Consider the following 23,563-nt stretch of genomic DNA (forward strand, 5'->3'; position numbering starts at 1 on the left):
GCGGGGTTACTTCTGTGCGATCGCGAGCCGGGCGCGCATCTCACCGCTGCGCGGAGAGCGAGGCGCGCGCGCCGGCAGGGACGAGATGTCGACGACACCTGACGAGGGGCGCCGTTCGATGTGTCCCATGCCCGAGGAGTCGACGACGATCCGTCGAGGACCGTCCGGGGTGCGCGTGGGCGCCGGGCCCTGGTCGACGACCATCGAGACCACCTTCGGGTCGCCCGCAGCTCGCGGCTTGCTCGCGCCTGCCGCGGCCGCGGAGACAGCCTTCGACGCTCCCTTGCTCGCGACTCGGCCACCGACCTCGAGCGCCGCGGCGCCGGCGGCGCCGGCCACACCGCCCGCTGCGGCACCCTTGCCGATCCGCGCGGCCGTGAAGACCAGGTCCGCGGTCTTCGAGGCCTTGGCGGCAGCACCCGCGCCAGCGCCGCCCCCAGAGCCCATCTGAGGCGACGGGAGGGCGGGACGGCTCGGTGAGCCGCCAGAGGGCGTCGAGGGCGGCTTGGGAGCCGCGGGCGGGCGTGTAGCGGTCATTGTGCCGATGTCCTGCGCAGCCCCCGCGCCGAAGTTGATGGAGCGCGCGTCGACCTTGTTGTCAGGGCGACGCAGCGCCGCGGCCGCGACGGTGGATACGGCGCTCATCGCCGCGACGGTCTTGACCCCGTCGCGCTGCGCCGGCGCGCCCTTGCCGATGCCGTACTTGGAGAGCTGCTCGGCGATCGACCGGCCGGTCTTCTTGGCAATGCGACGCGCTCGGATGATGAGGAACAGCAGCACGATCATCACCAGCGTCGCAAAGGTCATCTGCGCGACGAGCGGGATTCCCAGGCTGCTGAGCCCGGTGATCGCTGCGACGGTGAGCTTGAGGACGGCCGCCATGACGACTGCCATGAAGACGATGGCGACCAGGCCCATGAAGGTGTCGGCGAGGGACTTCCACAGCGGGTATCGGTTGACCGGGAGGATCCCGATGTAGACGTTCCACATGGTCTTGAGTGCGGAGATCAGGAAGCCGAGAACCGTGACTAGGAACAGCACCCCGAAGGCCATCGGCAGGATGAACAGGGTGAGCGCTCCGGGGGTCATCGTGACGGCCGTGAGCACCTGGCCGAAGTTCGGATTCTGGTTGAACGTCTTCGCCGCCTCGTCGCACCCGCCGACCGCGTCACGGACCTCGTTGCCGCCGGTCTGGATGGGCGCCGAGTTGGTCATCGTGTCGGTGAACGTCGCGGCGCACTGCCCCTCGAGGGCGTGGCCGAACGCGATCGTCTGCGCAGGGATCTTCACGAAGATGTCGACCAGCTGCGACGTGACCGCAGCTGACAGCAGGTTCTCGGAGTCGAGCTCCGTGCTTTTGATGTCGTCGGTGACGACGACGGCAGCGATCTGACCGCCGTACTCCTGGGCGGTGTCGAATGCTCCGCCTGCGGCGGTGAGCGAGGCGATCGGGTTAGCGAGCAGACCGGTCGCCAGCACCGCACAGCACGCAGAGATGAACAACTCCGCCCACCCGGTGGAGTGCCGGCCGAGCATGATCGCCAGGCCCGCGACACCGCCGGCGATCGTCAGCGCGAACGGGATCCATGCGATCTCGCCGAGGAAGTCCTGCAAGAGGTCGGCCAGCGCGCCGAACGGTGCCGCGACGATGTCGACCCACTCGAAGGAGAGCAGCCAGTTGCAGAACCAGATCATCCACGACACCAGACCCAGATGCCCGGTCCAGATCGGGTCGATCCACATGGAGATGAAGAACTTCCCCATCGTGAACACGTCGCCGCGGTCCAGTGGAAGCACCGTGTAGTTGGTCAGGGGGACGCCGTCGCTGTCGGTGATGTCGCCGCCGAGCATGAACGGGGACGAGCCGCCGCCGTCAGCGGCGAAGGCCCAGTACGTGTTGCCGAACAGGACCAGGAACAGGTCGATCAGGATCACGGCGATGACCTTGCTCCACCGCGGGTGATCGTGCGCCCAGAAACGGACCCGCCAGAACGCGCCGCCCAGAGTCTCGAAGGTGTGCCGGTAGAAGGTGATCATGGTGTCACCAGAGACGGGGTCGACAGCACGGCTTCGCGGCGGTCGGGGCGCTCGGGCAGCGTCTTGCGGAACTTTCCGATCCGGCCGCGCTGGTCACGGATCAGTCCCTCGCCGCGCCGCTCAGGGGCGACCTTGCCGTCCGGGCCGAGCGGGGACAGGTCTTCGGTGACCACCTGGACCATCGCCGGGTCTGCCGGCTCGCCGGTCAGCCACTCGATCGCGCGGCGAGCGAGCTCCTTGTCGGTCTGGCGCATCACGTAGCGGGTCTTGAGCAGGCCGCGCGTCTGGGTCTCACCGAAGTCGGCGGGATCGTGGGAGCCAAGGGCGAAGAACGCGCGGTGCTTGCGGCCATCGCGGATGCCGATGCGCAGGTCGCGCTCACCCTCGGGTGACTGGGTGATGTGGTGGCATTCGTCGAAGTAGGCGCCGGCGAGCTCGCCGGGGTTCATGAAGCAGACCTCGCGGGAGATCCCCATGAGCATCGCGTACATCGCGCGGCCGTAGATCTTTTCCAGGGGCATCTCCTCGAACAGGTGCGCGTGCTCGAGCTCGGTCTTGTCCGGCAGCGACAGCCCATGGGTGAGGAAGACCAGGGCACGCGATTTCAGGTCGACAGCGGTCAGCCCGTCGTTGAAGAGGACCTCGCCGATGTCCTTCGACGCGACCAGGTTGATCAGGCCCGACAGCTCATCGCTCTCCGCGGAGGAGATCGTCTTGAGATGTGCCCGCAGGCGACCGAGGCTGGTGATGTCGTGCGCGGCGACGTACTCCGGCTCGAGGAGGCGGGACAGGGCAACGCCTCGGGAGTCGCGAGCCCGGATGCCGAGCATCACCGCGAAGAGCGACTGCACCATGCGTGCGCCGACGAGAGGGCCGAACACCCGCAGCGGGTCCAGCGAGTACTCCGGGGTCATCAGGTCGACGATCGTCGTGGTGTCCGGCCGGAGGCTCTGCGCGAAGACCGCGTACTCCTTGGCCTCTGTGCGGTCGATCGCGACGACGCGGCCGTTGCGGTCGACCGTGTCGCCCATGTCTCCCTTGAGCAGCACACTCTTGCCGGCGCCGAGCTCGGCGACCACGCCGAAGCTGGCGCTGGTGTCGGCCTGGATACTGCCGTCCGCGTCGCGGAGGATCGGGGTGTGGCGTGCGGTGCTGATGTTCTCGCCGAAGCGGGCGCCCTTCTCGTCTCCGAGCTCGTTGCTGGAAAGCGGCACTCCGGTCGCGAACTCCCGGCCGGTCGTGATCTGGGTGAGCTCACGGACGATGCGCCCGGTGGGCGTGCCGGGGATCATCGCCCACCAAAGCTCCTCCTGACCGCCCAGGGGCGCCTCGAGGAGGAAGTCGGCGCGCTTGTACTCGTCTGCCACGAATCGGCCCTTGGCCTTCGCGAGATCGGCGGTATCTGCCCCCACAGCGAAAAGCACCGTCGCCTGAACCTCGACCTCCTTGTCGGAGCGGTTGAGGGAGGCGTGGTACGCGGCCAGCGTCTCTGCGATCTCGCCGAGGTCGGATCCGCCGCCGGTGATCGTCGCGGTGCCCTCCTGATGCTTGTACTGCTCCTCGATGGCGGTTTCGGCCTTCTTGTTGCGACGCTTGACCTCGTCGGCGCCGGTGACGGTGAAACGGATCCCCCAGTCGACGTCGAGGGGGAACTGGTCGACGTGTGAGATCCACTCGACGCCGGGCGAGACCCAGCCGGCCTTGGGCGCGGCGACCATGGCCTGCACCACCTGGTAGGACGACGTCTCGTCCGCGTAGGGGCTGTGCACCTTGAGGTAGCGGCGCTTGAACGGGAGGAACTGCTGCCCGGACTTGGGGGCGATGTCACTCTGCCCGCCCTCGTCGAGCCAAGGGTTTGGCATCGCGGAGGGCATCTGGAAGTGCGCGAGCTCGTCGGCGCCGAATCCGTCCTCCGTACCCTCGGCAGGCGGGACAGGGGCGGCGAGGTCTGCGGAGAGGCCGCGCTGCTGCGAGTGAAGGGCGATCCAGATCTGCTCGGCGGGCGTTGCGCGGGTCGGCTGGAACGCGGCGGGGATGCGGACCTCGATCTCCTTGGCCATCCGCGCAGCAGCGGCGATCTCGGAGTCGGTAGGCAGCTGACGGGGAAGAGCCAGCGTGTCACGCAGCTTGGTGTCGGCGGCGCGCAGTGCCGACATCGCGCGCGCCTTCATCGAACCGGCCGCGAGCGGGACCGAGAACCAGAACGCGCGCGTTCCGAGCGGGATCTGCGCGAGCGCGTCCAGGGTCAGCTCGACCTCGCGCGCCCAGTCGGGGCACTCGTCGATGCGAACCCCATCCAGCATCCGCTCCACGATCGACACCGGGTCCAGGTCAGCGCACAGCCCCAGCAGCAGCCCCTCGCCCCGGTGGGCCTGGAAAAGCGCCTGGTGGTGCGCCTTGACGAGCTGCTTTGCGGCCGCGGTGGCGTAGGCATACGGGAGCGGCTGCAGCCGCCACGTCGCCCAGACCACGCCCGAGCGGGTCCACATCAGGTTGCTCGTCATCGCTGTTGCCGGAATCTGCATCGTCGTCTCGTTTCTCAGTCGGTCGGCGTGGCCAGCAGCAGATCGCGACCGCCGCTGAGGGGGACCGTGATCGGCGTGCCGCCGAGGATGGGGAGGAGGGATGAGTAGCTCATGGTCAGTTGCCTCCTCGGGCTTGCTGCAGCAGGCGCTCGACGCCGCTGACCGCGTGTGCGGGTGCGTGCGCCGGCAGCGGCGTCGAGCGCGGCTGCAGGACCGGCTGCGCCACGACGGGCGCTTCCGGTGCGGGTGCGGTGTTCTCGCTATCCGGGCGGGCGAGCGTGGCTCCGACCGGCTCGGCGATCGTTGTTCCGCCGCCTGCGAAGTGGGGCGGGCGAACCCGCATGGTCACTCCGCGGTAGCGGCCGGCTGCGGGGCGGGTCATCGCGGACATGCCGCTAGTGATGATGCTCAGCAGGTTCCGGCGTGTGGCCGGGATCCTTCCGGCTCCCCACGCTGCTCCCCAGGACACGAAGGCAGCGACGGGAATGTCGACGATCGGAGAGCCAGTCCCCCACACGCTCTGCGTCATCAGCGCGACGACCAGGACGATCGCCAGGACGACGCCCTGCGTCAGCGTGTAGGGGCCCCCAGGGATCTTCGTGCCGTCGTGGAGACGGCCGATGAACTTTGGGAACCGGCGGCTGCGCGTGTAGAAGCGCGCAACCTCTCTCTCTTCGTCGCGATCGGCCACGTTCGCCCCTTACGCGACCAGCCGGTAGACCGTGTCGCCGGCCGCGGTGGTGGTCTCGTTGAGCACCAGGACGTCCGCCGGAGCTGCGATCTGGTGGATCGTCACTCCGATGGCGTCGACGGTCTCGGTCTGGATGAGGCCCATGACCCACTCGCCACCGCCGGCGGCGAGGAACATGGCCAGGCCGCACGCGATGCCGGTGATGATGGTCGTCGCCATGGCGAACCGCACCTTGGCGGCGACGACGAAGAAGATCACTGCTGCTGCGAGAAACACGACCGCCCGGAAAGCAGTCGTCGCATCAGCGGTGATCCCGTTGATCCAATCGAACATGGTTGGTGTTCCTTCCTTAGTTGCCGTTACCGGACGGTGTCGGCGTGGGGGTTGTCGATCCCTTGTCGGAGACCGCTTGCGGTGCAAGATCAATGGCGCTGACCTCCCAGCGGGAGGCACGCGCGGTGAGGGTGAGCGTGTACGTCGAGGTCACTTGCTGGTCCAGCGGGCTCAGCAGTGAGACGGTCGCGAGCACCTTGAGGGTGTCGCCATCGCTCGGGGACTCCGTGGGCGTCAGGTCCGACCGCAGCTCCTCGACGTTGACCATCACGTAGGGGGCGGGCGAGATCGCCACGAAGGATGTGTCCGGGGCGCTGTATCGGGACAGGTCGCCCGAGCCGGCAAGGTACGCGCCGAGGAACGCCGACACCGTCTCCGCAGACGGGTCAGAGGATCCGATGGTCTGCTTGTAGACCAGCGACGTTGTCTCGCCCTGGACGGGAGCGGAGATCTGGGCCGGGAGACCGACTGCCCGCACCGTGTCTCCGTTGACCGCGATCGCCACCTGGAAGTAGCGGCGCGGCCAGCTCGTCGTGCTCGTGTCGTCGGAGTCCGTCACCGACAGCTCCTTGATGTTCGCCGCGACGACGACGTTGACGAAGTCCGAGCCGTCGACGGGTGTGATGGAGACCACGGACAGGTCGCGGTACTCCCAGGCCGTGACCGACAGCTGCCGCAGCGCCGCCAGGTCGACGTAGGTAGCCAGGTCACCCGGCGCGTCCTTCGTCGCGCTCAGCCACGAGGAGACGAATCCCTCCGCGTAACCGCCGGCAGCCTGCTGCTGCGTGCTCAGCCCCGCTGCCTGCGCCTCGGGCGCTGCGGCGACGACGGGCGCCGGACGTGCGGCCGCGGCGAAGAGCGCGATGGGCCCACACGCGATCGCGGCGAACAGGAGTGCGGACAGCACCTTGCCGCCCAGCTGCCGACCATGGGTCCAGCTGCTCCCCTGTGCCGGGACGGTCTTCGTCTCCTTGGCTGGCTTCGACGTCTTCTCGCGGCGCGCCATTATGCAGCTCCTCCCACTCGCAGCTGCGCCACCCGCAGAGCTGCCGGCACCGCTGCCGAGAGCTCCTCAACCGCCTTCACCACGCGGCCATGCGTGGAGGGGTCGAAGGGTGCGTCGAGGGTGCTCGCCACCGCTTCCTCGAACCCCTGGCGCGCACGGATCGCGCGTGCAGCGTCGGGCTTGAATCCTTCCCACATGGCGTCGTCGGCGCTGTCTGCGGTGCTGCTCTCGCTCACGTTTCTGTCCCTTCCGCGGAGTCCTGATGCCTCCCGACCAACGGGGGCATATCTGTATAGGCCGGGTTTTCGGCCCTTCGCGGACATCGCGGATCGAAGAAATCTTGCGTGGATATTGCGCCCATGCAGCGAGGCATGGAAACCGCCCCTGAACGGGCATTTACAGCATCGGATCGCAACTCAGATCCACCGAAGCCAGCATCCGCCGGTCGGGCGCTCTCCTGCCCGGCCGGAACTTTCCAGGATCTGAACCAGGGGTGCTGAGGAACGTGGCCCTTCGTCAACCGACGTCACGACGAAGGGCCATTTCTCATGACTGCTTGGGCGAAGACATCACCTCTTGCCGACCAGCTGTTCGATGAGTGGAACAGCTTCCACTCCCACACCACTCACCACTTCGGAACGCTCGGCGAGCTGACTGGCGATGAGGCCGTGAACCTCATCCGGCAGCCGCAAGCTCCCGAACAGCGCGACGCGCTCCTGCTCGAGCTGCTCACCCTCGAGCACGCCGGCGATACCATCGCCGGCCGCGTCCTGCTCAAGTCGTTCATGCCGCTCGCGCTGCGGCTGCCGAGCAGCTGCAGCAGCATGCGCAGCCTGTGGCAGCACTCCCCCGCCGACGCCCGTACCGCGACGATCGGCGTGCTCTGGGAGGTCATTCACACCTACCCGCTCGAGCGCGTCCACTCCGTCTCCGGAAACATCCGTCTCGAGACGATCAAGAACCTCGGAGTCTGGTTCGGCAGCGAGCACAGCGTCGACGCGATGCCGATCGAGGACGAGCTGCTCGAGAAGATCGCAGGCCCCGACGAGAGCGACGACGTCTTCCGGGATCTGGTGACGATCCTCACCTGGGCGATCGACTCCGGCACCCTCCGCCGCGACGAGGTCCAGCTGCTTGCACGCATCGAGCTCGCAGAGGGTGACCCCGGTGTGGCGCGTGAGGAAGCAGCGGCCGAGCTCGGCGTCAGCCGGGAGACGCTCAACCGCCGAGTGTGCCGAATCCGCACCAAGCTCATGCAGGCCGTCAGTGGCGACATGGAGGCCAAGGTCTCCTACGCCCCGCGCCGCAGCTGAGCCAACCCGCCATCCAGGGGCAAGCGCAGTCGACGAGTCGAGCGCGCCCCACAGGCCGGAGCACACTAACCGCTCCGCCCCCCCAGACAGACAGGGCCTCTGGATGGCCCCCAGGGGCCCTGTCTTCCCCTCCGCCTCACTCGGAGCCCTCCTCATGGCCGAAATCGCCTCAGCAGGCCGCACAGGCCCGCTTACGCCCGCATCCATCGTTTGGATGCCCCCGCCACGACTCCCCTACCAGCCCTCGCGACACGCGCACTCCACCATCGCCAGCGCGGCGCCACACACGCGCTACCCCGCCGCGATGCTCTGCGCTGTACCCACGCAGCAACGTCGCGATAGCCTCCCGCCACTCCCCCGCCAGATCACCGCATCACTCGCGCGATACGCTGAGCAACCCCCGCGCCACACCCGCGCTAGTCATCCGCAATAACACTCGCAATACTCGCGCTAGCTCATCGCCCTACCCGCGCATGATGTTGCGCTCTAACATGCGCACTACTAGCGCGAGTCGGTCGCCTGTACTGCTCTTTGATTGCGCATTGCTTGTGCCTGTACGTCGCGACTTTGGCGCGTTACATGTCGCAGATAGAGCGCAAGTACACGCGCACTGCATGCGCCGTCATTGCTCCAATACAGCGCGTCTAGTGCACGGCGCTAGCGCGGTTGCATCGCAACCTCTAGCGCATGCGCCGCGCACGACACGCGCGATTGTTGTTGCATATAGGCGTGAATGTGACGCTATACTGACGCCCATGAACCCGCCACAGTTGCCCCATACCCGCGCCACACATCCGCACATCGCGCGCTCGACTGGCGCAACCGCTGTCAACACCCTCGTCCGTGGAGGCCGATCGTGAGAATCATCGGCGTCTGCAACCAGAAGGGCGGGGTGGGCAAGACCACCACCGTCATGAACCTCGCGGCCGCGCTGTCCCGCGCCAACAATGTGCTCGTGGTCGACGTCGACCCGCAGCAGTCCGCAGCACGCTGGGCCGAGCGAGCGGGGGATGACCTTCCGTTCGACTTCGCAGCCGACGTCGATCCCAACAACATCATGGGATTGCGTGACCTCGACGGCTACGACATCGTCCTCGTCGACACGCCTGGCAGCCATGAGAACACCGGCGTCCTCACCGCAGTCCTGCAGGTCGCCGACTTCATCGTCCTGCCGCTGGAAGCCGCCACCATGGCGATCGAATCGGTCGCGGACACCTTGGTCGAGCACATCATCCCGACCGGGGTGCCCTACCGACTCCTGCTGAACAAGATCGACACCCGCCGCGGCGGTCGGCGACTCGAGGACTGGGAAGAGCAGCTCGACACCGTCGAGTTCATCGAGGGGCAGATCGGACTCCCGCGTTTCCAGCGTCACATTCGTCTGTCCGCGAGCGTCGAGGACGCTCCCTTCGACGGCAAGGTCGTCACGCAGTACACCGATTCCCGCAAGAACCAAGCAGCGATCTCCGACTACACCAGTGTCGCGTTGGAGCTCACGTCGCTGTGGGCCAACCAGATGAAGGAGGCCTGACATGGCTCGTCAGGATCTCGGAAAACTCACCCGCCGCACCGCGCCGACGCCGGCTCCCGCAGAACCCGTGGAGCCCCCCGTCGACCAGGCTCCGCCCCCGGAGCCCGCCCCTGCAGCGGCGGTCGAACCCGCGGCCGCTCCTGCGAAGAAGCAGGCGCCGCGCAAGCAGCCGACTCGCACGACCCGCACGGAGGACGAAGACGGGGGAGAGAGGGAGGAGCGGGAGACCGCGACCAAGGGCGTCCCCGTCCACCTTCCGGTCCCACTGAACGACCGCCTGCAGGCGTACATGGCCAAGACGCGCAAGAGCCACCAGACGGTCCTCCTGGACGCCGTCTCGGCTACCTATAAGCGTCTTCCTGAACTGATCCGCCAAGCCACCGCCGGCGGAGAAGAGACTGACGAGGACTGGACGGATCTGTTCAACAGGCAGAAGCGTCCCGCCCCCGTCTCCGACGCGGGGCCCCGCGTCAAGCACACCGTGCGCGTTGCCCCGTCGTACCGCGCGATCCTCGATCGCGTCACCGCTGAACTCGATGCTCCCTCCCGGAACTTCGTCATCATCACCGCCTACGAGGCATTCCTTCCGCCTCTCGACTAGACGGTGCGGTGTCCAGCTACAGCAGAAGACCAGCTGTCGCTACAGCGGTATATGAGACACTCACCGAACTGCTTAGACACCTACCCCACATCCGCCCCACGATGAAGGATTGACCTCCAATGACCACCACCACTGACCGCAAGAGCAAGCGCACGAAAGAGACCACCGAGCCGGGCGAGCAGAAGCAAGGACTCACTCCTGCAGTCCTGCAGCCGACGAAGTCTCGCCGGCGCCCCGCGATCATCGCCCTCGGCATCGCGCTTGTCCTCCTCGGCGGAATCGGCGTGTGGTGGGTCACCACGAACCTCACCCGCACCGTCAGCGTCATGGCGACCAGCGTCGACGTCTCGCGCGGGGAGACGATCACCACGGACGACCTCACGACCATCCAGCTCGCCGGCGGGCAGCAGGTCGACGCGGTCTCCGCCGCGGATGCCGCCGACCTCGTCGGAACCACCGCGCTGGTCGACCTGCCCGCCGGCACCCTCATCACGTCGGCCAACACCGGCGACACCCTCGCGGTGCCGGCCGGCTCCTCGATCGTGGGCGTCACGCTCACCCAGGCACAGATGCCCGGCTACCAGCTCGCAGCAGGCGACAAGGTCCGTGTCGTCGAGACCCCCGTCACTCAGGGCGACCCGCCCGTCGAGACCCCCAAGAGCTTCAACGCCACGGTGTTCACCGCCACCTACGACACTGAGACCCAGGTGTGGGTTGTCGACCTGGTCGTGCCGAACCGTGAAGCACCCGACATCGCCGCTCGTGCCGCCACCGGCCGCGTCGCGCTGGTCATCGACTCGACGGGGGAGTGACCCCGCATGGCGATCATCTTCCTTGCCAGCGCGTCCGGCGCTCCCGGCGTGACCACCGCCGCCGGCGCCCTGGCCCTCAACTGGTCCAAGCCCGTGATCCTCGTCGAGGCCGACACCACCAAGACCAGCAGCATCATCCCCGGACTCATCCGCGGGCAGGTCTACCACAGCACCGGACTGACCGAAGCGGCCGTCGCCGACCAGTACGGCGCTCTGACCCCTGACAAGCTCTGGGAACAGACCGTCGAGCTCAGCCCCCGCTCAGTGCTCATCCCCGGCTTCAAGAGTCTGCAGGGCGCCGCCGGCGCGGGCCCCCACTTCTGGCGGGCACTGCTCGACGCGCTGCGCCCCTACGAGTCCGCCGGGTACGACATCCTCGTCGACGGCGGGCGCCTCCACGTCAACGACCCTCGACTCCCGCTGCTGCGCGAGGCGGACAGCATCACCCTGTTCACCGATCGCACGCTGCCCTCCGTGGCAGCCGTGCTCGCACACTGGCGCTCCCTCGACGAGAACCGCAACACCGTCCCCGAGTGGCTGCTGAACACGCTCAACGAGATCGGGCACGCCAGCTACGTCGATCTCCTCGTCACCGAACGCCCCACCACGCAGGAGACCTGGCCTCTCAAGACCGTCACCAAGCAGATCGGCATGAACCTGCTGGGCACCATCCCCTGGGATCCGAAGGGCGCCGCCATCTACTCGGTCGGCGCACCCACCCTCGGCGCCCAGCGCACCCCCTACGCGCGGGCCATCGGCGCGCTGCTGCTCAGCTACAGCGATGTCCTCAACACCCGCACTTACACGACCACCGACTGGGAGGGACAGCAGTGAGCGACCCCACGCCCGACCCCGCAGACCTGGGAAACATCCCGTTCTTCACCGCGCCGGCACCGGCCACCCCGCAGGCGCCGACGACCGCACCGGCCGACACGGGCCTGCGCAACCTGGGCCACGCCGCCGCGCACCTGACCCGCGCGGCACAGCGGAACGCCCCGGCCGAGGCAGTCCCCACGGCACCCGCAGCTCCGATCGTGCCGGCACCGCCCACCATCCCCGAGCGGCCGGCACCCGAGGTCACCCCGCCAACCACCCTCGACGCCCGCAGCGATCTGCCCTGGGCCGACATCGCCGCCATTCGCGACGAGGTCTCCCGTGAGCTCGCCGCAGTGTTCAGCGAGTCCATGGACATCACCGCCGAGCAGCGCGAACAGACAGCGCAGGACCACATCGTTGACCGGGTCCGAGCTCGCGTCGACGACCAGACCCGCCGCCCCGGCGAGGGGCGCTGGCCGGCCCCGATGCAGACCGCCATCCGGCAGGCCGTCTTCGACCAGCTGTTCCGCCTGGGTCGGCTGCAGCCGCTCGTCGACGAGCCCGACGTTGAGAACATCCACATCAACGGGTTCGACGACGTCTGGATCTCCTACGCGGACGGCCGCGTGGTCAAGTACCAGTACCCGATCGCCGAGAACGACCGTGAGCTCGAGCGAGAGATCAACCTGCTCGCCGCCCGCTCGGGGGAGGGCGGCCGATCGTTCACGAGCGCCCGGCCGCGACTGCACATGGACCTGCCCGGCGGGGCGCGTCTGGCAGCGATCGCCGAACCCGTCGCCACCCGACCGACGATCGTCATCCGTATCCACCGCCTCGTCGACGTCACCCTCGACCAGCTCGTGGAGCGCGGCACCATCACCCGCCAGGCGGCAGCCTTCCTCCGCGCGGCCGTCATCGCCGGGGTCTCCGTCGTCACCAGCGGCTTCCCCGGCGCAGGCAAGACCACACTGCTGCGCGCACTCGCCGACTGCATCCCGGCCGAAGAGAAGATCGTCACGATCGAGATGGAGCGTGAGCTCTACCTTCACAAGATCAACGACCGCCACCCGCGAGTGGTCTCACTCGAGGCGAAGCCGGGGGAGGGGGAGCGTGGCGCCGATGGTCGGCTGCCCGGTGAGATCACCCCCGAAGACCTGGTCTACGACACCCTCCGACTGGACACCCAGCGCTTCATCGTCGGCGAGGTCCGTGGCCCTGAGATCTACGCCATGATGCAGGCCATGCAGTCCGGTGTCGGGTCGCTGTCCACCCTGCACGCCGCCAGCGCAGACGACTCGATCGACCGCATGTCGGCGCTGATGCTGTCCCGCGGCAACAACACGACCCCCGTGTACGCCTACCGGATGATCGAGCAGAACATCAAGATCGTGGTGCAGATCTCGAAGATCATCGACCCCGCGACCGGCAAGCCCCGCCGCGTCGTCACCGAGATCGCCGAGATCCTGCCCGGCGAGGAGCAGAACAACTCCCGCCCCGTGGCCTCTCAGGTGTTCCGCTTCGACCGATCCAGCGGCAGCCTCATCACCGCTGACATGCCATCGCCGCGGCTCCTCGAGGAGCTCAAGTTCTACGGCTTCGACCCCGCGAACCTGGGAGTGTGAGATGACTACCGCAACCCTCGCCCTGTGCATCATCGTCGCGGTCGCCGGCGCGATCCTGGTCATCCTCGGCGCCGCCCACAAGCCCAGCACCAGCGGACTTCCCACGCGCAGCGCGCTTCGCGGGAAGGCGACACGCGACTTCACCCGCACGCAGCAGATCCAGCTCGTCGGCGGCGCCGCGGTCGGTCTGGTGTTCGCGCTGATCACCGGATGGTGGCTGCTCGTGATCGCCGTGCCCGTCGCCGCTGTCGGCCTGCCATGGCTGCTGCAGAAGGGCCCCGAGGAGAACACGATCGCCAAGCTCGACGCCCTCGAGTCCTGGACCCGCAGCCTCGCCGGCCTCACCGTCTCCGGCGCCGGCCTCGAACGCACCATCGCCGCATCGCTGAGCAGCTGCCCCGAAGCGATCCGCCCGCAGGTCACGCAGCTCGTCGCGCGCATCAACGCCCGGTGGACCACCACCGCGGCGCTGCAGGCGTTTGCCGACGACCTCAACGATGAGACCGCGGACGTGCTCGTGATGCACCTTCTCCGCAAGGCCGAGCTCCGCGGATCCGGCCTCGCCGCCTCGCTCGAGGATCTCGCCAAGAGCATCTTCGAGCGGGTCAAGATGCGCCGCCAGATCGAAGCCGACCGCGCCACCCCGCGCAACGAGGCACGGTTCGTCGTCTACTTCACCGTCGCGCTGCTCGTACTCCTGGTCCTCGCCCAGCAGTACTCCGCCCCCTACGGCACCCCGATCGGTCAACTCCTGTTCGCCGCATATCTCGTCAGCTACGCCCTCGTATTGCTGTGGATGCGACGCATCAGCCGCGGCGTGCCGGCACCCCGTCTGCTCGTTGCCACCGAGAAAGCTGGTGAGAAGTGAACCTCGCACTGATCGTCCTCCCTGGCCTCGTCCTGGGGCTCGGCTTCGCGCTGGTCATCGCCGCACTGGTGCCCACCCAGCCCAGCCTCTCCGCAGCGCTCGATCGGATCGGCACCACCACCGTCGCCGCCGACCCCGCCTACGCCGCCACCCTCGAGAACCGGGTGGGCTCAGCCGTCCTCCGTCGCGTCGGCGACAGCCCCTCTCTCAAGATCCCCACCCGCGATCTGCGCCTGATCGGCATGAGCGTTAACCGGTTCCTGTACCAGAAGGTGCTCTCCGCCGGCCTCGGCCTCATCGCCCCCATCGCGATCGGACTGATCTTCCAAGTCCTCGGCCTGACCGCGTTCTACATCCCCGCGCTGTTCGGCATCCCCCTCGCCATCGGCGGCTGGTACCTGCCCAACCTGCTCGTCCGCGACCAGGCCGAAGCCGCCCGCAAGGAGTTCTCCCGCTCGGTCGCCGTCTACATGGAGCTCGTCGGATCCGAACGCATCAGCGGCGCCCCTCCCGGCAAAGCCCTCGAGTCCGCCGCCCAGGTCGGACGCAACTGGGCATTCGTCCGAATCCGCCAAACCCTCACCGAAGCCCGCTACGCCGGCACCGCACCCTGGGACGCGCTCGAGCAGCTCTCCCTCGAGATCAACGTCCCCGACCTGGGTGAAATCGCCAAGGTGATCAGGCTCTCGGGGGAGCAAGGAGCGTCGGTATATGAGACACTCAGGGCACGGGGGCAGAACCTCCGGGACCGACTTCTGAATGATGAAGTGACGGAGGCGAACAAAGCGACCAACAAGATGACCATCCCGATGACCCTCACCGGCGTCCTCTTCATGCTTCTGCTCGGAACTCCCTTCGTGCTCAACGCATTCTTCTGAGACGTTGGAAGTCGATTGTCCGCGAAGGCCCCAAACCGAGGCCTATACCTAATAGACCAAGCACCACCCACCCAGAGAGAGAAAGGAACCAGGATCCTATGTCGACCCTGAGCCGAGAGTTCCTGTCCCGCATGCGCGGGCGGGCAGCTCGCTTCACCGAAGAGCCCGAACGTGGCTCCATCACCCTCGAGCAGGTCATCTGGACCGCCGGCATCGCGCTCGCCGCCGTGGCCGTCGTGGCGATCATCGTCACCGCGATCAACGCCTACGCCGGCCAGATCCCCACCGGCTGAAAGAGCCACCCGCAGATGGTCCGCACCTCCAACACCGGTCACCGGCAGCGCCTCAGAGAAGCGCTCGCCGGTGATCGGGGTGCGGCCACGCTGCAGAACACGATCATCGCCCCGGTGCTGCTGCTCGTCCTCGCGGTCTTCCTGCACCTGGGCATCATCCTCCACGCCAACAACCTCGCCCACGCCGCCGCCACCAGCGCCTACAACGCCGCCCGCGCCTACAACGCCAGCGGCACAGACGGCTCCACCGCCGGCCTCGCAGTCCTCAACCAGTCCGGCTCACCGATCAGCGGCGCATCCGTCGCGGTCGACCGCGGCGCCAACACCGTGACCGTAACCGTCACCGGCACCGCCCCCTCCTTCGTCCCCGGACTGACCACCAACATCGACGTCACCGTGACCGGCCCCACCGAAAGGTGGGTGAACTGACCATGCGCGCCATCCGAACCCTCATCGCCAAGCTCCGCGACGAACGCGGCTCCGCCGGCCTCGAGATCGCCATCCTCGCCCCGGCGCTCGCCGCGGTGCTCGTGCTGCTCGCAGCTTCCGGACGTCTCGCGCTGGCCGGCAACGCCGTCGAGTCCGCAGCGTCGGCCGCGGCCCGCGAAGCATCGCTCGCGCGCACCACGGCCCAGGCGCAGGAAGCAGCCGAAGACATGGCGCGGATCTCGATGGAACAGTCCGGCGTCAACTGCACCACACTCTCCGTCAACATCGACGCCTCCGGCCTGAGCGCCCCGATCGGCACCACCGGCCGAGTCAGCGCGACCGTCTCCTGCACCGTCGCACTCAGCGACGCCGCCATGATCGGCCTGCCCGGCACCCGCGTCCTCACAGGCACCGCCGCCTCTCCCGTCGACGCCTACAGGGAGCGGCGATGAACACCATGGTCCAGAGGCTCCGAGCCAAGTTCCGCGACGACAAGGGCGTCGCGACGATCTACTTCGTCATCATGACCGTCGCGTTCCTCGCGATCGTCGGACTCGTCGTCGACGGCGCCGGCAAGGTGCAAGCCAACCAGCAGGCCTACACCACCGCCGCCAGCGCCGCCCGCGCCGCAGCGAACGCCGTCAGCGGCCAAGCGATCAGCGACGGCACCACCGCGATCGACAGCAGCCGAGCCGTCAGCGCCGCCAACGGCTACCTCGCCGCCGCCGGCGTCGGCGGAAGCGTCGCCGTCAGCGGCGACCGCATCACCGTCACCGTAGACACCGACTACTCGGCCACCTTCCTCCCCGTGCCGTTCCCCGTCCAAGCCACAGCCACCGCAGAGCTGATCACCCAATAGGAGCCCCCACCATGAGCATCAAGCGCCTCGCCGTCGCCGGCATCATCGCCGCCGCACTGACGCTGACCGCATGCACGGGCACCGGCAACCCGACCCCCACCGGCAGCCCCACCAACACCCCGACCCCCACGCCGACTGTCGCGCCTATCACCGGCGAAGCACCCGCCGACGAGGATGAGGCGATCACCAAGGCACAGCAGACGATCACGCTCCTCCTCGATGTGTGGGAGCAGGTCGACGCCACAGGTGGAAACAGCCCCGAGCTCTTCGACATCGTCGCCACCGGCCGCATGCTGAGCCGGGTTCAGGAAGACGCTTCACGGACCGCCAACGGGCCGATCCTGAACGAGGACGGAGAGAGCATCGAAGGCCAGGCCACCGTTGAAGGTCGCATCGAGTTCGAGCCGACCACGGCCTACGGCCAGGAATACGAGGGCATCGCCAATGGCCTCGTCATCGTCCCCGGTTGCCAGGATGCCTCCGGGCGCATCACCACGACAGCTGATGGCAAGCCTGCAATGCAGAACCCGACCCCGCGCAACGAAGTTGAGTTCCACGTCATCTACGACGCCGAGACCAAGACCTGGCTCGTCAACGATCGAATCGACTTGGGGACCACATGCTGAGACGAGGAATCGCAGCGCTCGCCGCCGTTATCGCCCTCATCGCGGCCTCTCTCGTCGCCGCCCTGCCCGCGCAGGGCGCCAACGGCGTCTACTGCGATGCGGACAACAGGTGCTACCTCACGATCTCGATGCCTTCGGATCCGGCGCCGAACCCGGACAGCAACGGGTGGACCCCTGGCGCACCGACCTGCTACTACGAGAACTCGCAGTCTGGCCTTCTGCAGCTGGGCTGGACGGATGATCAGATCCGCGTTTTCGATGGCGGCACCTACCAGCGCTTCTACGCGATCATCGACTGCGGTGGCTCGACCTCGTACTGGTCGAACACCCGGCAGTGCTACGTCTTCATGAAGGACGGCGTATGGCCGGCCCGCCCGCCGGGCTACTCGCAGGAGGCCGGCTACTACGGCTGCATCATGTTCAACCCGTCGCCGGGTGGATCGCCTGGTCTGGGCACGGAGAGCAACTTCTGGAGCGAGACGGTCCCGCCTGGGCTGCGTGTGCTCACTCCGGGTGCCGCGGCTCAGCAGCTCATCTCCACGTTCGCCCTGCGCGGCATCGACATCGGCATGGCTCCCGAGGTCAACCCCGAATGGGGTCACCGTCGCGGCTACGTCGGGGTTCCGATCTGGCTCTGGGTCAACAACCCCGAACCGCTGACCTGGGGCCCCTACACGGAGACCGCGACGCTGGGTGGGCAGACGATCACGGCGACAGCTCAGGCCACGTCCGTTCGCTGGCAAATGGGCGACGGTGCGTCGACGACCTGCGGCAACACTGGCACTCCGTACAACGTCGGCTACGGCATGACGACGTCGCCGACCTGCGGTTACCAGTACACGTCGACATCGAGCCGGAACCCCGGCGATCGCTTCACGGTCACGGCCACGACGAACTGGACCGTGACGTGGACCTCTCTCGCCGGCCCTGGCGGCACCGTCAACCTGACCACCAACAGCGCAGTCGACCTCGAGGTCAACGAGCTGCAGACCGTCATCGTCCCCTGACCCCCAAGGAGGCATCATGAACCGCATCGGAAAGGGCCTCGGGTCGCTGATACTGCTCGCCGTGCTCCTGGTCGGTATCCCCGCCGGGCTCGTGTTCTTCGCCGGCAACCCGCTGCCGTCGTGGGACGAGCTCGTGGCCGGGTTCACGATGCGCGACTACACCGGATCCTTCCTGATCGGGACGATCATGCCGATCGTCGCGTGGATCGCGTGGGCGACCTTCGCTGTCGGCTTCCTCGCCGAGCTGCCCGCGCAGCTGCGCGGTGTGCCGCGGCCTCGGATCCCCGGCCTCGGCGTCCAGCAGAAGGTCATGGGCGGTCTGCTCGCCGCAGTCATCGCGCTGTTCTCGCCTGCGGCCGCGTTCGCGTCAGAGGTACCCACGCAGCCTTCGGTGTCCATGAGCGCCTCCGTCGTCTCGGTCGCGACCACCGAGGCTGCGGCTGAGGAGGCCCCTGTCGTCGAGGCAGGCCCGCAGTACGTGGTGACGGGTACGGACACACTCGCCCGGATCGCGGAGAACACGCTGGGCGACCGCAGCCGCGCTGCGGAGATCTCCGCGCTCAACCTCGGCGTGCAGCAGGCCGATGGGGGAGCGCTGACCGCGTCGGGATGGCTGCAGGAGGGATGGGTGCTCACCCTGCCGGCAGACGCCGTCGTGCCGGCCGCAGCGGATGCCGCGGCCGCGCCTGCCAGTGCCGAAGCGGAGACGGTCACCGAGATCACCTACGAGCAGCGTGACATCGTCTCCGGCGACACCCTGTGGGACATCGCGGCCGAGGAACTCGGCGACGGTGCCCGCTACCCCGAGATCTTCGAGGCCTCGAAGGACATCGCTCAGCCTGGCGGCGGCACCATCACCGACCCGAACTGGATCTACCCCGGCCAGCAGGTCAACATCCCCGTGGCCACCGTCGTCCCCATCGCTCCGACCGACGACGCGGCGGGCACCACCGGCAGCACTGGCTCGATCGACACGGACGAGGGCGCTGCCGGCGCCGTCGACGTCGACGTCGACGAGGGTGCGGGTGCCGCGGGTGCTGGCGGCGGCGCTGACGAAGGCGCTGGCGCGTCGGGTGCGGATGCCGCGGCCGAGGACGAGGCCACGAGCGGTCTGGGGTTCACCACGGATGCCACCCAGGCGCCCGCCGACGAGGCGCCCGCCGACGAGGCTGCAGCTCCGGCCGCGGCCGTCGACGTCGATGAGGACGACACGAGCGGCATCGAGGACTACTTCCAGGTCGCCACCATCGGAGGCATCGGCGCCACACTCGCCGCCGGCCTCCTCACCCTCCTCGGGTGGCGGCGTCTCAAGCAGCGCCGCGACCGCAAGCCCCGCCAGCGGATCGCGATGCCCGACGAGACCGTGTCCTCCGTGGAGCTCGAGCTGCGCGCCGTGGAGAACCCGCTGGGTGCCGAGGCGGTCGACACAGCCCTGCGCCACCTGGCCGTGTGGGCGCAGGAAACCGGCAGCCGGATCCCCGCGCTGTACGCCCTCCGCCTCGATGAGAGCTCGGTCGCCGTCTACCTCGACGAGCCGACCGACCTTCCGGCACCGTTCACCCAATACGACCCCGAAGACAAGCTCGCCTGGATGGTCGCGCTGACCGACCTCGAGCCTCTCGACACGGTCCCGTCCGCGCCGTACCCGGCGCTGGTCATGCTCGGCCACGACGACAACAACGGGCACATCTTCGTCGACCTCGAGCGGATCGGTGCGCTCAACGTCACCGGCGCCACCGGAGAGCTGCGCCAGGGCGTGCTCACCGCCATCGCGATCGAGCTCGCCGCGAACACCTGGTCTGAGGACGTCCAGGTCACCCTCGTCGGCGTCGGCGATCGCCTCCCGCTCGCGCTCGGCAGCGGCCGCGTGCGTCACGTCGAGGACACCGACACTCTGCTGCGCAACCTGCACGGACAGGCCGCGGCGGTCGAGGCTGCTCTCGATGAGCTCGGCGTCGACGGGCTCGAGCAGGCACGCACTACCGGAGCGGATGCGGAGGCCTGGGCGCCGGAGATCATCATCCTCGGCGACAACCCGGACGAAGCCACCCGTGAAGCCATCAGCGAGCTGGTCACCCGGATCCCGCGTGTGGGCATCGCAGCTGTCAGCGCCGGCCACCTGACAGGCAGCTGGAACCTGGCACTCACCGAGGACCGCCGAGCCCAGCTCGAGATCCCCGGCACCGGCGTCGCCATCCCGATCACCCCGCAGCTGGTCGGCGCGCGCGAGTACAACGAGATCCTCGCGCTGTTTGACGTCGCCACAGAGGGCGCCGCTACCGGCGTCGCGCTCGACGACGAACTCGAGCTCGACGAGATCCCCGCCGCCGCAGTCGAAGCCGACGAGGTCGAAGCCGAGCAGCTCCCGCTCGTCGACGAGCCCGACGTCGAAATCTCCGAGCCCATCGCCGACGAGACGGAGGCGGAGATCTCCGAGGCGGACGAGGCAGCACCCTCCGCCGTCGATGAGGAGCCGGCGGAGACCGTCACGGTCAACCTGGTCGACGAAGAGGCCGCGGCCGAGCACGACGAGCCGCTCGCGGCGATCACACCGCTGCACCGTGGGCCGTACCTGCAGCTGCTCGGACCCGTCGAGGTTCGCGGCGCGCGCGGAGAGGCGCCGGTGAACCCGAACACCGCCGCGCAGTGGCGATCAGCAATCCGCAAGGGGACCGAGCTGGTCGCGTTCTTGTCGGTGAACCCGAACGCCACCGCCGAGCAGGTACACGCCGTGTTCTGGCCCGGCCAGATCGCCTCGGGCAAGAAGGCAAACGACGACCGCAACGGGCTGACCTCCAAGACCCGCCGCTGGCTCGGACAGAACGATGACGGCGAGCTCTATGTGCCGCTCGTGACGACGGGGGAGTACCGGCTGCACGAGGACGTCCGCTCCGACTGGCAGGACTTCCTCGGTCTCATCGGTGACGAGATCTCCGACACCCCCACCGACCGGCTGCTCGCTGCGCTCGAGCTCGTCAAGGGACAGCCCATCAGCGGCGTCCCCGACAAGCGCTACGTGTTCGCCGACCGGCTGCGCAACGAGATGATCGCGACCATCGGCGACGTCGCCCATGAGGTAGCCACCCGCAGCCTGTCCACCGGCAAGGTCCGCCACGCACGCCTCGCCTCCGCGATCGGCCGGATGGTCGACCCCGTCAACGAGGTCTTCTGGCGCGACGGGCTGCGCGCCGAGCACCAGGCCGGCGACCACGCCGGCGTCGAGCGGCTGATCACCCAGCTCGAGCAGAGCCTTGCCGCCGTCGACGAGGACTACGAGCCCGAACCCGAGACGCAGAAGCTCATCACGCAGCTGCGCCAGCGGCACGCGATGGCCAGCTGATCATGACCACGACCCGCGAGGCTCCCCAGAGCGTGCGTGCGCGACGATACCCGGCGTTGCGGTACCCGCTCGCAGCTCTGGGGGGCTTCGCGCTCTCAGCGGCCCTCACAGCGCCTCTGAGCCCCGATCTGCGTCTCACGGTGGGCGGTTGGGCCATGATCGCCGTCTACGCCGCCTACGGAGCGTTCCTGACGCGCACAGACCTGCAGGAGCGTCGCCTGCCTGACACGCTCACCCTCACCCTCGCCGCGATCCTCACCGGCGCCGTCCTAGCCCTCGCTCTCACCGCCGGCGCCGGCACCGAAGCGATCGCCGCGATCAGCGGCGCGATCGGGCTCGCCATTCTGCTGGCCGCGATCGGACTGGCCGGGCAGGTCGGATTCGGGGACGTCAAGCTCGCCCTCAGCGTCGGACTGCTCACCGGCTGGCACACCTGGTACCTCCCGTTCGTGGCGATCGCGCTCGCGTACGTCCTCGCGTTCCCGCACGCGATCACCGCGGCGATCCTCAAGAGCCGCGGACGCGACACCCACGACCTCCCCTTCGGGCCATATCTGCTCGCTGCCGGCGCGGTCGTCGCGATCGCCGCGATCGTTCCCTCGTGATCTGTCTGGACAGATGCACCGCGACCGCAGAGGCCGCCTCAAGCCCACACTCATGAACCCGAAAGGGCAGCTTGTGAAAACACGGACCCGCACCTGGCGCCTCACACTGTCTGCGGTGGCCGCGGCACTCATAACCGTCAGCTCTCTCCTCGTTGCAACACCGGCGCAAGCTGCAGGCTCGTTCTCTCTGAACAATGGCCATTTCTTCGTCGCTCCGTCTGTCGTCTACCCAGGGTTGATCGCACCCGTCAGCGTGGGCCTGGGTAACAACTCGAACGCCAGCGCAGCCACCGTCACCATCACCTTCGGTATCTTGTGCAACTCCCCGGGTCGGCCAGGTGCGGAAAGCTCAGCGCAGACCATCGTCATCCCGCCGGATCCATCGCGCCCTGCGGGAGGAAGCCAGCTAACTCGGGTAGCAGCTACGGTCGCCGTCCCCACCGCCTGCACCAAACCGACCGGGCCAATTCCGCTCTCGCAGGACGGCTACTTCTGGGTCAAGATGACCCAGGCCGGGATGCCGGACCAGCTGAAGATGGTTCCGATCTGGGTCGGGAAGCCGTTCACCGCAGCCAACTTCCGCGAGAACCTAGTCACCCTCACCAAGCAGAACGATCCCGACTATCAGGCCCACCATCAGCTGCCGCAGATGTATCGCGCCACGTTCGAGCAAGCAGGCCTCGCGATCGACGATCCGCGATACGGGCTCTGGTGGTGCTCGAAGGCAGGGGTTCCCACCAACCACTCGAGCCAAGCAGCGAACTACAACGCGAAATGGGAGCAGTTCTTCGCGACCACAGCGAGCCCGTCCCAAGACGAGATATTGGCCTACATGAAGTCACTCGTCGGCTTGTACGTCTACACATGCTGAACTCGGTCCTCATTCAGGCCCCTTCACGCCGGGGCTACGCCTGGGTCAACGTCAAGTCCTCGCCCCGCCTGAGCTCCGTCGATAGATCGGAGATGTTTCGCGCGCTCCAATGGGGACGGCTTGACGAGCTTCCGGTGGAACCCCGGTTCGCTCGCCAGAACAAGGGTCGGAAGTTCGGCGACCTCCTCTGGACGACTGGCCCCACGAAGATCGCCAGTGACCGATTCGTGGCCGTCCTCGAAGAATCGCGCGCCACGGGTTACTCGACGTTCCCGGTGGAGATCGAGAACCCGCCTGGCATCGTCCTGCCGCGGTATCACGGACTGGTGGTGTTCGGGCGCCCCGGTGATGATTGCTTCTCCATCATGCCGGCGGAACAGCATTGGAAGTTCGGCATAACCGGAGCCCTCCTGCGCGACCTGCGAACTGCGGGAGCCGACGACTTCGAGATCTTGGATGAATCCTCAGTCGCCGCGGCTCCCTTGCCCCGTTGACCTCCC

The 23,563-nt window shown here is 67.9% G+C and carries 24 protein-coding genes; 18 read left to right on the plus strand and 6 right to left on the minus strand.

The genetic code is table 11. The features are described 5' to 3' along the window. Positions 1 to 6: 6 nt before the first annotated feature. The 6 genes from AUV07_RS08060 to AUV07_RS08085 all read right to left on the minus strand — a co-directional run bounded on the left by AUV07_RS08060 (position 7) and on the right by AUV07_RS08085 (position 6,828). On the minus strand, positions 7 to 2,037 hold the full coding sequence (locus AUV07_RS08060) for a hypothetical protein (RefSeq protein ID WP_062635265.1): 2,031 nt from the start codon (positions 2,035 to 2,037) through the stop codon (positions 7 to 9). Beyond that, positions 2,034 to 4,562: an ATP-binding protein gene (locus tag AUV07_RS08065; RefSeq protein WP_231868220.1), complete on the minus strand. Its 2,529-nt coding sequence runs from the start codon at positions 4,560 to 4,562 to the stop codon at positions 2,034 to 2,036. Before AUV07_RS08065 ends, AUV07_RS08060 begins: the two co-directional genes overlap by 4 nt. A gap of 115 nt (positions 4,563 to 4,677) precedes the next feature. Beyond that, entirely contained in the window at positions 4,678 to 5,253 is a 576-nt protein-coding gene (locus AUV07_RS08070) for a hypothetical protein (protein ID WP_062635269.1), read from the minus strand. Positions 5,254 to 5,262: 9 nt separating this feature from the next. Then, a complete protein-coding gene (locus AUV07_RS08075) occupies positions 5,263 to 5,586 on the minus strand; it encodes a hypothetical protein (RefSeq protein WP_062635271.1) in 324 nt (107 codons plus the stop codon). Positions 5,587 to 5,602: 16 nt separating this feature from the next. Then, positions 5,603 to 6,592, minus strand: coding sequence for a conjugal transfer protein (locus AUV07_RS08080; protein ID WP_062635273.1), 990 nt, complete (start codon positions 6,590 to 6,592; stop codon positions 5,603 to 5,605). Beyond that, positions 6,592 to 6,828 carry a hypothetical protein gene (locus AUV07_RS08085; protein WP_005052720.1) on the minus strand — a complete coding sequence of 79 codons (237 nt, stop codon included), beginning with the start codon at positions 6,826 to 6,828 and terminating at the stop codon, positions 6,592 to 6,594. The genes AUV07_RS08080 and AUV07_RS08085 overlap by 1 nt, the downstream gene beginning before the upstream one ends. Positions 6,829 to 7,140: 312 nt before the next feature. Here AUV07_RS08085 and AUV07_RS08090 point away from each other — a divergent pair, with 312 nt between their 5' ends. The 18 genes from AUV07_RS08090 (at position 7,141) to AUV07_RS08175 (ending at position 23,557) form a co-directional block, all read left to right on the plus strand. Then, positions 7,141 to 7,905, plus strand: a complete 765-nt coding sequence (locus AUV07_RS08090; protein ID WP_062635275.1) for a hypothetical protein — start codon at positions 7,141 to 7,143, stop codon at positions 7,903 to 7,905. Positions 7,906 to 8,761: 856 nt separating this feature from the next. Then, complete coding sequence (locus AUV07_RS08095) at positions 8,762 to 9,436, plus strand: ParA family protein (RefSeq protein WP_062635277.1); 675 nt, start codon at positions 8,762 to 8,764, stop codon at positions 9,434 to 9,436. Position 9,437: 1 nt separating this feature from the next. Continuing rightward, on the plus strand, positions 9,438 to 10,037 hold the full coding sequence (locus tag AUV07_RS08100) for a hypothetical protein (protein WP_062635279.1): 600 nt from the start codon (positions 9,438 to 9,440) through the stop codon (positions 10,035 to 10,037). 119 nt (positions 10,038 to 10,156) lie between these two features. After that, positions 10,157 to 10,849, plus strand: a complete 693-nt coding sequence (locus AUV07_RS08105; protein ID WP_062635282.1) for an SAF domain-containing protein — start codon at positions 10,157 to 10,159, stop codon at positions 10,847 to 10,849. Positions 10,850 to 10,855: 6 nt separating this feature from the next. Next, the gene (locus tag AUV07_RS08110) at positions 10,856 to 11,683 is read left to right on the plus strand and encodes a hypothetical protein (protein ID WP_062635289.1); all 828 of its coding nucleotides are present in this window, start codon (positions 10,856 to 10,858) and stop codon (positions 11,681 to 11,683) included. Beyond that, positions 11,680 to 13,287 carry a CpaF family protein gene (locus AUV07_RS08115; RefSeq protein ID WP_062635291.1) on the plus strand — a complete coding sequence of 536 codons (1,608 nt, stop codon included), beginning with the start codon at positions 11,680 to 11,682 and terminating at the stop codon, positions 13,285 to 13,287. The genes AUV07_RS08110 and AUV07_RS08115 overlap by 4 nt, the downstream gene beginning before the upstream one ends. Position 13,288: 1 nt before the next feature. Next, positions 13,289 to 14,155 (plus strand): type II secretion system F family protein, encoded by an 867-nt coding sequence (locus tag AUV07_RS08120; RefSeq protein ID WP_062635294.1) that lies wholly within the window; start codon positions 13,289 to 13,291, stop codon positions 14,153 to 14,155. Further along, positions 14,152 to 15,033 carry a type II secretion system F family protein gene (locus AUV07_RS08125; protein WP_062635296.1) on the plus strand — a complete coding sequence of 294 codons (882 nt, stop codon included), beginning with the start codon at positions 14,152 to 14,154 and terminating at the stop codon, positions 15,031 to 15,033. Before AUV07_RS08120 ends, AUV07_RS08125 begins: the two co-directional genes overlap by 4 nt. A 98-nt stretch (positions 15,034 to 15,131) precedes the next feature. Continuing rightward, on the plus strand, positions 15,132 to 15,326 hold the full coding sequence (locus AUV07_RS08130; RefSeq protein ID WP_005052697.1) for a hypothetical protein: 195 nt from the start codon (positions 15,132 to 15,134) through the stop codon (positions 15,324 to 15,326). 15 nt (positions 15,327 to 15,341) lie between these two features. Continuing rightward, positions 15,342 to 15,755 (plus strand): TadE/TadG family type IV pilus assembly protein, encoded by a 414-nt coding sequence (locus AUV07_RS08135; protein ID WP_062635298.1) that lies wholly within the window; start codon positions 15,342 to 15,344, stop codon positions 15,753 to 15,755. A gap of 2 nt (positions 15,756 to 15,757) precedes the next feature. Then, entirely contained in the window at positions 15,758 to 16,207 is a 450-nt protein-coding gene (locus AUV07_RS08140; protein ID WP_062635300.1) for a hypothetical protein, read from the plus strand. Further along, positions 16,204 to 16,614, plus strand: coding sequence for a pilus assembly protein TadG-related protein (locus AUV07_RS08145; protein WP_062635302.1), 411 nt, complete (start codon positions 16,204 to 16,206; stop codon positions 16,612 to 16,614). Before AUV07_RS08140 ends, AUV07_RS08145 begins: the two co-directional genes overlap by 4 nt. 11 nt (positions 16,615 to 16,625) lie before the next feature. Next, entirely contained in the window at positions 16,626 to 17,240 is a 615-nt protein-coding gene (locus AUV07_RS08150) for a hypothetical protein (protein ID WP_062635304.1), read from the plus strand. Further along, positions 17,234 to 18,247, plus strand: coding sequence for a hypothetical protein (locus AUV07_RS17965; protein WP_062635306.1), 1,014 nt, complete (start codon positions 17,234 to 17,236; stop codon positions 18,245 to 18,247). Before AUV07_RS08150 ends, AUV07_RS17965 begins: the two co-directional genes overlap by 7 nt. Before the next feature lie 16 nt (positions 18,248 to 18,263). Beyond that, positions 18,264 to 21,587: a LysM peptidoglycan-binding domain-containing protein gene (locus tag AUV07_RS08160; RefSeq protein ID WP_062635308.1), complete on the plus strand. Its 3,324-nt coding sequence runs from the start codon at positions 18,264 to 18,266 to the stop codon at positions 21,585 to 21,587. A gap of 2 nt (positions 21,588 to 21,589) precedes the next feature. Then, on the plus strand, positions 21,590 to 22,192 hold the full coding sequence (locus AUV07_RS08165) for a prepilin peptidase (RefSeq protein ID WP_062635310.1): 603 nt from the start codon (positions 21,590 to 21,592) through the stop codon (positions 22,190 to 22,192). Positions 22,193 to 22,307: 115 nt separating this feature from the next. Further along, positions 22,308 to 23,063, plus strand: coding sequence for a hypothetical protein (locus tag AUV07_RS17565; RefSeq protein ID WP_157523970.1), 756 nt, complete (start codon positions 22,308 to 22,310; stop codon positions 23,061 to 23,063). Then, positions 23,057 to 23,557 carry a hypothetical protein gene (locus AUV07_RS08175; protein WP_062635313.1) on the plus strand — a complete coding sequence of 167 codons (501 nt, stop codon included), beginning with the start codon at positions 23,057 to 23,059 and terminating at the stop codon, positions 23,555 to 23,557. The genes AUV07_RS17565 and AUV07_RS08175 overlap by 7 nt, the downstream gene beginning before the upstream one ends. Positions 23,558 to 23,563: the final 6 nt, after the last annotated feature.

The sequence above is a fragment of the Microbacterium sp. CH1 genome, from assembly GCF_001595495.1.
Lineage (GTDB): Bacteria > Actinomycetota > Actinomycetes > Actinomycetales > Microbacteriaceae > Microbacterium.